General features: G+C 62.7%; 12 protein-coding genes. 10 read left to right on the top strand and 2 right to left on the bottom strand.

Going from position 1 to position 11,747, the window contains the following annotated elements; all coding sequences use genetic code 11:
* The first annotated feature begins 21 nt into the window (after nt 1-21).
* From P3T24_RS10990 to P3T24_RS10965, 6 genes are all read left to right on the top strand, one after another.
* Nucleotides 22-345 (top strand): UxaA family hydrolase, encoded by a 324-nt coding sequence (locus tag P3T24_RS10990; protein WP_429289134.1) that lies wholly within the window; start codon nt 22-24, stop codon nt 343-345.
* 28 nt (nt 346-373) lie between these two features.
* Nucleotides 374-1,696 (top strand): UxaA family hydrolase, encoded by a 1,323-nt coding sequence (locus P3T24_RS10985; protein WP_429434505.1) that lies wholly within the window; start codon nt 374-376, stop codon nt 1,694-1,696.
* A 117-nt stretch (nt 1,697-1,813) separates the two neighbouring features.
* Nucleotides 1,814-2,854, top strand: a complete 1,041-nt coding sequence (locus P3T24_RS10980; protein WP_429434503.1) for an aldo/keto reductase — start codon at nt 1,814-1,816, stop codon at nt 2,852-2,854.
* A 6-nt stretch (nt 2,855-2,860) separates the two neighbouring features.
* Nucleotides 2,861-3,694 carry an amidohydrolase family protein gene (locus P3T24_RS10975; RefSeq protein WP_429434500.1) on the top strand — a complete coding sequence of 278 codons (834 nt, stop codon included), beginning with the start codon at nt 2,861-2,863 and terminating at the stop codon, nt 3,692-3,694.
* 58 nt (nt 3,695-3,752) lie between these two features.
* Entirely contained in the window at nt 3,753-4,496 is a 744-nt protein-coding gene (locus P3T24_RS10970) for an SDR family oxidoreductase (RefSeq protein WP_429434498.1), read from the top strand.
* Between the two features lie 45 nt (nt 4,497-4,541).
* A complete protein-coding gene (locus P3T24_RS10965) occupies nt 4,542-5,390 on the top strand; it encodes an ureidoglycolate lyase (RefSeq protein WP_429434495.1) in 849 nt (282 codons plus the stop codon).
* A gap of 4 nt (nt 5,391-5,394) precedes the next feature.
* On the opposite strand, the gene P3T24_RS10960 is transcribed toward P3T24_RS10965, so the two are convergent.
* Nucleotides 5,395-5,829, bottom strand: coding sequence for a PaaI family thioesterase (locus P3T24_RS10960; RefSeq protein WP_074266661.1), 435 nt, complete (start codon nt 5,827-5,829; stop codon nt 5,395-5,397).
* Between the two features lie 248 nt (nt 5,830-6,077).
* Between P3T24_RS10960 and P3T24_RS10955 the strand changes: the two genes are divergently transcribed.
* A complete protein-coding gene (locus P3T24_RS10955) occupies nt 6,078-7,697 on the top strand; it encodes a methyl-accepting chemotaxis protein (RefSeq protein ID WP_429434493.1) in 1,620 nt (539 codons plus the stop codon).
* Between the two features lie 36 nt (nt 7,698-7,733).
* Here the strand turns inward: P3T24_RS10955 and P3T24_RS10950 are convergent, their stop codons facing one another.
* Nucleotides 7,734-8,831 carry an AGE family epimerase/isomerase gene (locus P3T24_RS10950; protein ID WP_429434490.1) on the bottom strand — a complete coding sequence of 366 codons (1,098 nt, stop codon included), beginning with the start codon at nt 8,829-8,831 and terminating at the stop codon, nt 7,734-7,736.
* 155 nt (nt 8,832-8,986) lie between these two features.
* On the opposite strand from P3T24_RS10950, the gene P3T24_RS10945 reads away from it, so the two are divergent.
* The 3 genes from P3T24_RS10945 to P3T24_RS10935 all read left to right on the top strand — a co-directional run bounded on the left by P3T24_RS10945 (nt 8,987) and on the right by P3T24_RS10935 (nt 11,697).
* Complete coding sequence (locus tag P3T24_RS10945) at nt 8,987-9,673, top strand: MgtC/SapB family protein (protein ID WP_074266659.1); 687 nt, start codon at nt 8,987-8,989, stop codon at nt 9,671-9,673.
* Nucleotides 9,674-9,792: 119 nt separating this feature from the next.
* Nucleotides 9,793-11,133 (top strand): hypothetical protein, encoded by a 1,341-nt coding sequence (locus tag P3T24_RS10940; protein WP_429434488.1) that lies wholly within the window; start codon nt 9,793-9,795, stop codon nt 11,131-11,133.
* A 255-nt stretch (nt 11,134-11,388) separates the two neighbouring features.
* Complete coding sequence (locus tag P3T24_RS10935; protein WP_074266657.1) at nt 11,389-11,697, top strand: hypothetical protein; 309 nt, start codon at nt 11,389-11,391, stop codon at nt 11,695-11,697.
* Nucleotides 11,698-11,747 lie beyond the last annotated feature (50 nt).

Below are 11,747 nucleotides of genomic sequence, written 5' to 3'. Positions count from 1 at the left end.
GGACCCATTGCGGAGACAATTTTGAGCAGCCCATCGCATACCGACGCCCGCCTGATCCTGCTAAGTCCGCAGGACAACTGCCTGATTGCAGGGGCGCGGCTCGAAGCCGGCACCGAGCTTGAGATCGAAGGCGAGCGCGTTACGCTCGCCAAGACGATCGAACTTGGTCACAAAGTCGCGCGCGGCGCGCTGGCGAAAGACGACAAGGTGCTGCGCTACGGCGCGGTCATCGGCCACGTGACCGGAGCCGTTGCGCGCGGCGAACATCTTCATACCCACAACCTCGAAAGCGACTACCTGCCCACGTACACGCACGATGCAGGTCACGAGTTCGTGCATCATTGATGCGGTGCAATACCGCGCTGGAACGATCATGACTGACACTTCCGAAGCAACGATTCCCGCGGCCGGCGGCACGCAGCCAACGCTGCAAGGCTATTTGCGCAGCGACGGCCGCAAGGGCATCCGCAATGTCGTTGCGGTCGCGTATCTCGTCGAGTGCGCGCATCACGTGGCACGGGAAATCGTCACACAGTTTCGCGAGCCGCTCGATGCGTTCGATGACCCCGCAGCCGAGCGCGAGCCAGCGGTTCATCTGATCGGGTTTCCCGGCTGCTATCCGAATGGCTATGCCGAAAAGATGCTCAAGCAGCTCACTACGCATCCGAATGTGGGTGCGGTGCTGTTTGTGTCGCTCGGTTGCGAGAGCATGAACAAGCACTATCTCGTGGACGTGGTGCGAGAGAGCGGCCGGCCCGTGGAAGTGCTCACGATCCAGGAAAAGGGTGGCACCCGCAGCACGATCCAGTATGGCGTGGACTGGGTACGCGATGCGCGCAAGCAATTGGCGGCGCAACAGCGCGTGCCGATGGCGCTTAGCGAACTGGTGGTCGGCACAATCTGCGGCGGCTCGGACGGAACCAGCGGCATCACCGCGAATCCCGCCGTGGGCCGCGCGTTCGATCATCTGATCGAGGCCGGTTCGAGCTGCATCTTCGAAGAAACGGGCGAACTGGTGGGCTGCGAGTTCCATATGAAAACGCGCGCCGCGCGGCCGGAATTGGGCGATGAAATCGTCGCCTGCGTGGCGAAGGCCGCGCGCTACTACTCGATCCTCGGCCACGGTAGTTTCGCCGTGGGTAATGCAGACGGCGGGTTGACCACGCAGGAAGAGAAGTCGCTCGGCGCATATGCGAAGAGCGGGGCGTCGCCGATTGTCGGCATCATCAAACCGGGCGATGTTCCGCCGACCGGCGGCCTGTATCTGCTCGACGTGGTGCCGGATGGCGAACCGCGCTTTGGCTTTCCCAACATTAGCGACAATGCCGAGATCGGCGAGCTGATCGCCTGCGGAGCGCACGTTATCCTGTTCACGACCGGACGCGGATCGGTGGTGGGCTCGGCCATTTCGCCGGTCATCAAGGTGTGTGCGAATCCGGCGACCTATCGCAACCTCGCGGGTGATATGGATGTCGACGCGGGCCGGATTCTCGAAGGACGTGGCACGCTGGAAGAAGTCGGCCGCGAAGTGTTCGAGCAGACGGTGGCGGTGGCGCAAGGTGTAGCATCGAAGTCCGAAACGCTTGGGCACCAGGAGTTTATCCTGACGTACAAGACATTCGAGCCGGTTGGCCCGGCGTGTCTGCCGTCGAGCGCGGGGTCTGCGCAGCGGGTGGTGGAGATCGCTTCGCATTAAAACTGCATGAGGCGCGAGTAAGCGCTAAAGCGCTAACTTGGACCGACCGCGATAAAACTGCATGGGACGCGAGTAAGCGCTAAAGCGCTAACTCGTGTCGACAATGGAGACATCTGCATGACAGCAGCGATTGATTCAAACGTCGTAAAGCGCCGCCAGATTGGCCGGCGCGATCTGCAGGTGAGCGGGCTCAGTCTGGGCACGGCACCGCTCGGCGGCCTCTACCACGATCTGACGGAAGAACAGGCACTCGCCACGGTCGCCGCAGCCTGGGATGCAGGCGTGCGTTTCTTCGACACTGCGCCGCATTACGGCCATACGAAAGCCGAGCACCGGCTGGGCGATGCGCTGCGTCGCTATCCACGTGACCAGTATGTGCTGTCCACCAAGGTCGGCCGGCGCTTTGTGCCGCGCACCAACCCGTATGACGGCAGCGAAGGCTGGCAAGACCCGCTGCCGTTCGAGGCCATCTTCGATTACACCCACGACAGCATCCTGCGTTCGTTCGAGGACAGCCAGCAGCGGCTGGGCATCGTCGAGATCGATATCCTGCTGATTCATGATATCGGCCGTGTCACACACGGCGATAAGAATCCGGTCTACTGGAAGCAACTGACGGACGGCGGCGGCTTTCGCGCGCTCGATGAATTGCGCTCGGCGGGTGTGGTCAAGGCTGTCGGCCTTGGTGTCAACGAAGGCGCGGCGGTTCTCGAGATGATGGCGGATTTCGACATCGACTGCGCGCTGTTGGCGGGCCGCTATACGTTGCTGGAACAGGCAACGCTCGACGACCTGTTGCCCGCCTGCGAGGCGCGCGGCGTAAGTATCCTGTTAGGCGGAGCATTTAACTCGGGCATTCTGGCTCGCGGTGTTCAAGGGGATCTGAAGTTCAACTATGGCGCTGCGCCCAAAGAAGTGATCGAGCGCGTGGCGCGGCTCGAAGCCGTATGCCGCGCGCACGATGTACCCTTGGCCGCGGCGGCGCTGCAGTTTCCCTACGCTCACCCAGCCGTCGCGACCGTGCTGACCGGGGCGCGCAGTGTCGAAGAATTGCGCGAGAACGTCGCTTCGTTCGATCGCCCGATTCCTGCTGAACTGTGGACGGCATTGCGTGACGAAGGTCTGCTGGATCCGCGGGCGCCGGTGCCTAAGGATTGACTAACCATGCACATCGACGCTCACCAGCATTACTGGGATCCGGCCCGTGGCGATTATGGCTGGCTGACGCCCGATCTGAAGTCGCTGTACCGGACCTTCGGGCCACAAGATCTCGCCCCGCTGCGTGAGCGCGCCGATGTGCAGCGTACGGTCGTCGTCCAGGCGGCGCCCACGGTTGAAGAGACCCGCTACCTGCTCGATCTCGCGCGCGAAGAGGCATCGATTGCGGGTGTGGTCGGCTGGGTGCCGATGTTGTCCAACGATGCACCCGCCCTGATCGCCGAACTCGCACGTGACGCGAAATTCAAGGGCATCCGGCCGATGCTGCAAGACATCGCTGATGACGACTGGATCGCCAATCCCGATCTCGCGCCCGCCGTCGAAGCGCTGATTGCTCACGACCTCGCGTTCGATGCGCTGATTTTTACGCGCCATGTCGACGCCCTCGCAATCTTCGTCAAGCGCTTTCCCAAGCTGCGCATCGTGGTCGATCACGGCGCCAAGCCGCCGATCCGGGACGGCGGCCATGAAGGCTGGCAAAGTTGGGCCGACGGCATCACACGTCTCGCCGGCTTGCCGCACGTCCATTGCAAACTCTCCGGGCTTGCGACTGAGGCCGCGTCCGGCTGGACGGAGGCCACGTTGCAACCCTACGTCGACCATCTGCTGAAGTCATTTGGTCCGGCGCGTCTGATGTGGGGCAGCGATTGGCCGGTACTCGATCTGAACGGTGACTACCTGCTATGGCATTCGGTGGCGAATACACTGCTCAGCGGATTATCCGACGCGGAACGCGAAGCGGTGTTCGGCGCGAACGCGACGGCGTTCTACCGTCTGTGAAATTCATGGCAAGCTATCCCGTATAAAACTTCGCAAGCCATTTCAACTGGAGCCGTAGATGACACAAAGACTGGCCGGGAAGACGGCCCTGATTACTGCCGCCGGACAAGGCATCGGTCTTGCCACCGCCGAACTTTTCGCCAGCGAAGGCGCGCGGGTGATCGCTACCGATATCCGTATCGATTCGCTCGCCGGCAAGCCGGTCGAGGCGCGCAAGCTCGATGTGCTCGACAAGGCCGCGATCCACGCGCTGGCCGCCGAACTCGGCCCGATCGATGTGCTGTTCAACTGCGCAGGGTACGTCCACGCCGGATCGATTCTCGAAGCGACGGAAGAAGATTGGGACTTCGCGTTCAACCTGAACGCCAAGGCGATGTACCACACGATTCGCGCGTTCCTGCCGGGAATGCTGGAGAAGGGCAACGGTTCGATCATCAATATGTCGTCGGCGGCGTCGAGCGTAAAAGGCGTGCCGAACCGCTTCGTGTACGGCGCGTCGAAAGCGGCCGTGATCGGTTTGACGAAGGCCGTCGCTGCAGACTTCGTCACACGTGGTGTACGCTGTAACGCGATCTGCCCGGGCACGGTGGCTTCACCGTCGCTCGAACAGCGGATTGCGGCACAGGCGCAGGCGCAAGGCGCCACCGTCGACGCGGTGCAGGCGGCGTTCGTCTCCCGCCAGCCGATGGGCCGCGTCGGCAAGACCGAAGAGATCGCGGCGCTGGCGCTGTATCTCGCCTCCGACGAGTCGGGCTTTACTACCGGCCAGGCGCACGTGATCGACGGCGGTTGGTCGAACTAGCCTGTTTTTTCACTGAACACTCTGGATAGATAGGGAAGTGCAACGATGAAACTGCTTCGTTATGGGCCGAAAGGTCAGGAAAAACCCGGCTTGCTCGACGCGCAAGGCAAGATCCGCGATCTGTCGAAGGTGGTGGCCGATATCAATGGCGACACGCTGACGGACGCCGGTCTCGCACAACTGCGCAAGCTCGACCCGGCATCGCTGCCGGTGGTCGAAGGCAATCCGCGCCTTGGGCCGTGCGTTGGCCGGATCGGCAAGTTCATCTGTATCGGCCTGAATTACGCAGATCACGCGGCCGAGTCGAATCTGCCGGTGCCGACCGAGCCGGTTGTGTTCAACAAGTGGAATAGCGCGGTCAGCGGCCCGAACGACGACGTCGAGATCCCGCGCGGCTCGAAGAAGACCGACTGGGAAGTCGAACTGGGCGTGGTGATCGGCAAGCCGGCCAAATACATTGATGAGGCGAACGCGCTCGACCACGTCGCCGGTTATTGCGTGATCAACGACGTCTCCGAGCGCGAATGGCAGATCGAACGCGGCGGTACGTGGGATAAGGGCAAGGGCTTCGACACGTTCGGCCCGATCGGCCCGTGGGTTGTCACGCGCGATGAAGTCGCCGATCCGCAGAACCTGAACTTGTGGCTCGAAGTGGACGGCCACCGTTATCAGAACGGCTCGACCAGGACGATGGTGTTCACCGTCGCGAAGCTCGTATCGTATCTGTCGCAGTGCATGAGCCTGCAACCGGGCGATGTGATCTCGACCGGCACGCCGCCGGGCGTCGGCATGGGCGTCAAGCCGAACCCGATTTATCTGAAGCCGGGTCAGACGATCCGCCTCGGTATCGAAGGCCTGGGCGAGCAGCAGCAGAAGACTTACGCAGCAGAGTAATCCCTCAAGGCGACGGCACCGTTTCCCCGCCGTCGCCGATCCGGTTGATTGTCCCCTGCGCGACGGCGACGAGCCGCTCGCGATCGCCGTCCATCACAAAGATATTGCACTGACAGGTCGCCTGATGCCGCCCGGCATAGACGACCTGCGCCCGCGCGACCAGCATGCCGTTCATCGCGGGCCGCAGATAATTGATCTTGTACTCGCCCGTGACAACCCGCGGCCCGAGTGCGAGCGCTCCGGCGAACGTGAGCGCATTGTCCGCCAGGTAACTGATCACTCCCCCGTGAACGAAACCGTGTTGTTGCCGCAACTCGTCGCGAATCGGCAGGCATAGGGTCACCTCGTTGGCACTGGTGTGCATCAGCTCGGCGCCGAGGAGCATGCTGAAGGGCTGGGCATGGAGTGCGCCTCGTGCCCGGTCCAGTAGATCTGTCATCGTCGAATCCTTCGGGGCGATGCCCGTGGTGGCGTCCCTACCCACTCTAGGAAGCCCGTACGCGCCACGTCAAGGTGAATCGCAAAAATGACGCGCGGATTATTGTGTAAATCAATGTCAATAGAGTGATTGCGTCACGAATCAGCTTGCAAGACAGTCTTTCACCGGGTTTTTCTCAAGAGAACGTTGGTGTTGCCGTAAACAGCGTCGTGGTTTCCCCGTCATTCAATGCAATTCAGGTGTTCACGATGTTTAGCAAGATCAAGGTCGCATCCGGCCTGCTGTGTGTTTTGGCCGCTTTTTGCCTGCTGCAACTGGTGACGGAAGGTTTGGGGTTCTGGTCGTTGACGCGTACCCATGACGATGTTGGCGAGCTGTCGAATGTCGCGTTGAACCAGGTCGACGCGGTGAATCGCACTACGCAGGCGCTGATGGACGCGCGCATCAACCTGTCGCGCGCCAGCACGCGGATGGTGAAGGGCAGCGCCGAACCGGCCGACATCGTGCAGCACGCTCGCGACCAACTGGTGGCGGCGGATCAGTCGTTCACCTCTTTTACCAATGCCACCAAGACGAGCGACGAAAACAGCGCTCGCGCCGCCGCGCTCACTGACCGTTATCAGAAATATCACTCGGCGCTGGTCGAACTGACGCAGGATCTCGACTCGGGCAACATCCAGGCCTTCCTCGATCAGCCAACGCAATCGTTCCAGGACGCCTATCTCGGCGAACTGCATACCTTCGTAGAGTTCGCGGACGCCGCGAACCGGGCTTCGCTCGAGTCGATCGACAGCCGCCTTGCGTTGTTCCGCAGTGTTGGCGCGGTGATCCTGCTGTTGCTGCTGGCGGGCACGGTGGCAGTCTACCTGGCGCTGCGGCGCGGCGTGGTTGCGCCGCTCGAAGAGGCGGGCCGCCATTTTGACCGGATTGCGCAAGGCCGGCTCGATCAGCCGATTAGCGCGCGTGGCACCAACGAAATCGGCCGTCTGTTTTCGGGGCTGGCGAGAATGCAGGCAAGCGTCGCGCGAACAGTGAAGACGGTGCGTGAATCGGCTGACTCGATTTACCTGGGCGCTAACGAAATTGCCACGGGCAACGCGGATTTGTCGGCGCGTACCGAGAGTCAGGCTGCCTCGCTGGAGGAAACCGCCTCGAGCATGGAAGAGTTGACTGCGACCGTGCGGCAGAACGCCGATCATGCGCGCGAAGCGAACGCGCTCGCGCAGACCGCATTGGATGCCACTTCGCGCGGCAGCGAGGTCGTGAATCAGGTGGTCGACAAGATGCGGGGGATCGCGCAGAGCTCGGACAAGATCGCGGAAATCATTTCGGTGATCGACGGCATCGCGTTCCAGACCAACATCCTCGCGTTGAACGCGGCGGTCGAAGCGGCACGGGCAGGCGAGCAAGGACGTGGCTTTGCGGTGGTGGCAGGGGAAGTACGCGGGCTCGCGCAGCGCAGCGCGCAATCGGCCAAGGAGATCAAGACGCTGATCAGCGAGTCGGTCACAGAGATCAAGGGTGGCTCGACGCTCGTCGAGCACGCGGGCGGCGCGATGCGCAATGTCTCGGAGTCGATCTCGCGCGTCACGCAGATGATGGCGGAGATCAGCGCTTCGTCGCTCGAGCAGAGCACTGGCATCGAGCAGGTCAACCAGGCCGTCGTGCAGATGGACGAGATGACGCAGCAGAACGCGGCGCTGGTCGAAGAAGCTGCTGCGGCCGCGGCCTCGTTGCATCAGCAGACGCAGCAACTGAAGGCGGCCGTCTCGGTGTTCGAGATTTCCGATGTCGTCCTAAGGATGCAGCAGTTCGACGAGTTGCGCGGCGAGCACGAGCGGGAGTTTTCGTTCGGTGCAGCGGTTTAAGCAGGCTTTTCTTAGGTTTATCCAGATCTAGCCGCGTCAGGCCGGCAGCGCTGCATACGCGGTGGCGAGATGATAAGGCGTCGTCGACGGCATGTCGGCGCGCGAAACCTCGCCTGTAGCCGTTTTGCACTCGTACCATCCTTGCGGGTGCAGAAAGCGTTGCTGGAAATGCTCGATTTGCCCCGGCAAGACGGCGCGCGCCGCGTCGTCATTGCGTGTAGCTAGAGCGCGCAGATATTCGCTCTGTGCCCAGATCCGCTGTGTCGCGTCCTTGACGCGACCAGCTTCGTCGAGCGATGCAGCGACGCCGCCTGTCACCGGATCGACGCCATGCTGTTGCGCAAAGTCAAAAGCGCGCGTCAGAGCCTCGTCGAGCCCCGATCCTTCCAGCAATGCACCTGCCTGCTTGACCAACCAGAACCATTCGAACTGGTGCCCCGGCTCCAGACGATTGTCATCCGCTCCTAACGGCAGTTCCGCGATGGAGCCCGTCGGCGCGTGCACGAAAGTGCGTTCGATGGCGCCGGCCAGCTTGCGCAAAGCGGTGTCGAATGCGCTATCGCCGGTCGCTGCGCGCGCGGCGAGCCACGCTTCCGTGAGGTGCATCAAGGGGTTTTGCACAGGCGTGCCGGTCACCGTCGAAAACGTTGCGTCCAACGCGGCGTTGAGCAGGCCATCCTGCGCCGCGAAGCGGTCTTCGATCAGCGCCGACGTACTGTGCACCAGGTCCAGCGCATCCCGATTGCCCGAACGCGAGCCGTATTCGGCACACGCGAAGACCAGGAAAGCGTGTGTATAGAGGTCCTTGGTCGTATCGAGCGGCGTACCTTCTGAATCGACGCTATAGAACCATCCGCCCCGCTGCTTGTCTTGAAAGTAGTGCACGAGCGCATCGAACAAGCCTTCGGCGTGGGCCGTATCACCTGCCTGGGAGAAAACGAACAATTGCCGTGCGCAAGCCATCGCGCGGTAGCGTTCGGCCGGCAGGGGGCGGTGGCCTTCCGCGCTAACTGCCTCGTACGGCAGTTTCAATGCAATGTTGAAGCCCGGCCCGCGCCAGATGGGCAGAACGACGCGTGCAAAATGATCGCGCAGGGCGGCGGCAAGGGTGATCGCGGAGGCGGGTGTGTTCATGCTATGAATCTGCTTGGGGGTAGAGCCGTACAAGGTTGCGGGCGCTGGGTCCGGCAAGGCAGCGCGGGTCCAAGCATAAAGCAAACCGCCAGCGAGGGCACGTTTGCGACCGTCTCAAGTGCGGTTCCAATAATTTCAGATAAGGAGGAACGACCATGCTGGGCAATGTCGAACTGGTCTCGCGGCTGGTGTTGGCCGCGGCGCTTGGCAGCGTCATCGGTATCGAGCGTGAGCGGCTGTCGTGGGCCGCGGGCTTGCGCACGCACATGCTGGTGTGCGTCGGCTCGGCGCTCATCATGATTGTCTCCGCGTTCGGTTTTGCCGATGTGCTCGGCGCCCAGAACGTCGTACTGGATCCCTCGCGGATGGCTGCCCAGGTGGTCTCCGGTATCGGCTTTCTGGGAGCCGGCTCGATCCTGATGCGCGGCGAGATCGTGCGCGGACTGACGACTGCGGCGAGCCTGTGGTCGGTGGCGGCGATCGGGCTGGCGGTGGGCGGTGGTATGTACACGGCGTCGATCGCGGCGACCATCATCATCCTGATCATCCTGGCGGGGATCAAACCGCTCGAGCGGCGTTTCATCACAGTCAAGCAGCGGCGTCAGCTGACGTTGCTGGTCGAGCGCGGTGCGCTCACGTTTCACTCGCTGCACGATGCGCTCGGCGCGGCGAGCCCGCGTGTCAAACAGTTCGTGATGCAACAGAGCGACGATGCGCCCGAGTTTGATGTGGTGATGATCACGCTGCACCGGGTCTCCTCAACCGAATATGCTGCGATTCGCGATCGCTTGCGTGAACTGCCTTGCGTCAAGGAGCTTCGCGAGGACGATCCGACGGTTTAAATCGGCGATGGGCTTTAGCTGGCGCGGTTGGCCATGAGACAATGCGCTCTCGAAAAAACTGATGGCATTTTGTAGCGGCATTCGGCGCCCGGTGGCCGGCGACGACCGCTTCTTTCTCTATGGCAGATTCCGCAGCATCCACGCAGTCTCGTACACCCCGCGCCGGCTCGAAGAAGCGGCGCGCCAATACCGTCTCCACCGAGACCGAAAATAAACTGGCACGCGCTGCCCGCTCGGCGCAGCGCTTAGCCCAACTGAGCGACGCGTCGCGCGACGACAGCACGCTCGACATGTTCCCCGACGATCCCACCCGCGCGACGCTGGAGGCGATGAATATCGACATCCGGCAAGGCACGCTGCATGGCTTTGAATTGCCGGACGTTGTACTGGCTGCGGTTGGTGCGGCGACCAGTCTGGAGGGCGCGGCGAGCACTTCGTCCGAAGCGCGGGCGGCGCGCCGTGCGCCGCGTGAGAGGACCGAGGCGGCTTATGCGGCGGTGCCGTTGGCCGGGTTTGAACGTATCGAGCCGACGCAGAAAGTGAGTGCGCCTAAGGATTTATCTTCCGATGCTGCGGGCGCTGGCGGGGTGGTGCCTGAAGTGGTAGACGTGGCGGATGGGCAGGCGGTACGGGTGGACGATTCGCAGCAGACCTCGCCGGCTGTTAGCTCGACGCTCGTCTCACCGTCGATGGCGGCGGCGAGCCTGGTGCGCAGCGTGACCGCACGGCGTCCGAGCGGCGATTCATCGTTCAGCCCGACTGTGCCGGCTACGTCGATCGCCACGACTACGCCGAGCCCACCGACTACGCCGACCTCCACGGCCGACAACTCTAAGCCGGCGGCTTTGCCGTCTCAGCGCATTGCTGCAAGCTTTGCGAAGCCAGCAACCGCCTCCAGCGAGACGGCGGATGTGAACGGCGAGGCATTGGATCGCGCGTCGACTGGGCCCACGACGGAGGAGGCCAAGCCCTTGCCCAACGACGCGGCGGGATTATCCACCCCGCCGGCGAGCGCACCGGAACTCGACCGGGCTCGCGCGACGGCATTCGCCGACACAGTCGACGCGCTGTACGGCGTGATCTCCGATCAGCGCCACGCGGCGACCGACCATACGCGCCGGATGAAATGGATGCTGTCGATCGTCGTCGGGGCGCTGCTGATGACTGTGGCGATCGGCATCACGCAGACCGTTCTGCTGATGCGTCTGACTCGTGAAACCACGGCGCAGCAGCACCGTATCGAACAGTTGATGCAGAACGAGCAGACGGCAATGACGAGCCTGCTCGACGCACACCTCGCAATGGCGAATCCGGTAGCAGGTGCCGCGTCTACTGCCGCGGCGCCGATTGCGACGCCTCCTCCCGCTGTTGCTACCGCGGCGCCTGCTGCTGCACCCGCCAGCAAGCGAAAAGCGCACACGCACGCGCACAAGCCTAAAGCGCTTCCCGCTGCCCACTGATCGAATCGGGTCGGAAGACGCGATGCCGCTTGCGGCATCCGTCGCCCGCTCGACCTGTTGCCCCTCTTGTCGTCTCGCAAGGCCAAGCCACCACGCCGCTTTCAAAGACACGGCGCGCCGACGCTCGCAAATGATAGGTGCGGTAAGGCGAGGCGACGCCAGCACGCCTCCTGAGGCGAATCGCGGGATTTAAACTTGCATTGTCAAAGCACAAACGATGGCCGGACCCCCGGCCGGCTTTCTGACGAGCGCAAGATGGCGACCAGCGAACACAAATTTTCAATCGACGAACTGATTCAGGCGCTGCTGCGCGCCCAAGGCATCCACGAGGGTCACTGGGCATTGAATGTCGAGTTTCTGGCGAGCGGCACCGCCGCGAATTCCCCGACCGACCCCGCAAAGACGTTGCCGGCACTGCTGGTATCGGTCGTTAGCGCCACGCTGGTCCGTACCGAAAATGCCGCGCGGGGTACGTTGGACGCAGCCGTCGTCAATCCGCGCAAGCGTGTCGCAGCGGCGAAAACCGCGCGGACAAGGAAGGCGCACCCCAGTACGCTGCAATGATCGCGGAGCTGATAGGGCCGAATCGCGTGTTGTTCGCCTGCGCGCCGGCA

The sequence above is a fragment of the Paraburkholderia sp. GAS33 genome (assembly GCF_050436645.1).
In the GTDB taxonomy this organism is placed as follows: domain Bacteria; phylum Pseudomonadota; class Gammaproteobacteria; order Burkholderiales; family Burkholderiaceae; genus Paraburkholderia; species Paraburkholderia phenazinium_B.
The sequence above is the reverse complement of the archived record's forward strand: the minus strand, read 5'-3'. Positions and strand labels throughout refer to the sequence as shown.

Bases quoted from the DNA above. Each gene is read 5' to 3' on its own strand.
- P3T24_RS10985 (WP_429434505.1), top strand. From the start codon at position 374: ATGACTGACACTTCCGAAGCAACGATTCCCGCGGCCGGCGGCACGCAG.
- P3T24_RS10980 (WP_429434503.1), top strand. From the start codon at position 1,814: ATGACAGCAGCGATTGATTCAAACGTCGTAAAGCGCCGCCAGATTGGC.
- P3T24_RS10975 (WP_429434500.1), top strand. From the start codon at position 2,861: ATGCACATCGACGCTCACCAGCATTACTGGGATCCGGCCCGTGGCGAT.
- P3T24_RS10970 (WP_429434498.1), top strand. From the start codon at position 3,753: ATGACACAAAGACTGGCCGGGAAGACGGCCCTGATTACTGCCGCCGGA.
- P3T24_RS10965 (WP_429434495.1), top strand. From the start codon at position 4,542: ATGAAACTGCTTCGTTATGGGCCGAAAGGTCAGGAAAAACCCGGCTTG.
- P3T24_RS10960 (WP_074266661.1), bottom strand. From the start codon at position 5,829: ATGACAGATCTACTGGACCGGGCACGAGGCGCACTCCATGCCCAGCCC.
- P3T24_RS10955 (WP_429434493.1), top strand. From the start codon at position 6,078: ATGTTTAGCAAGATCAAGGTCGCATCCGGCCTGCTGTGTGTTTTGGCC.
- P3T24_RS10950 (WP_429434490.1), bottom strand. From the start codon at position 8,831: ATGAACACACCCGCCTCCGCGATCACCCTTGCCGCCGCCCTGCGCGAT.
- P3T24_RS10945 (WP_074266659.1), top strand. From the start codon at position 8,987: ATGCTGGGCAATGTCGAACTGGTCTCGCGGCTGGTGTTGGCCGCGGCG.
- P3T24_RS10940 (WP_429434488.1), top strand. From the start codon at position 9,793: ATGGCAGATTCCGCAGCATCCACGCAGTCTCGTACACCCCGCGCCGGC.
- P3T24_RS10935 (WP_074266657.1), top strand. From the start codon at position 11,389: ATGGCGACCAGCGAACACAAATTTTCAATCGACGAACTGATTCAGGCG.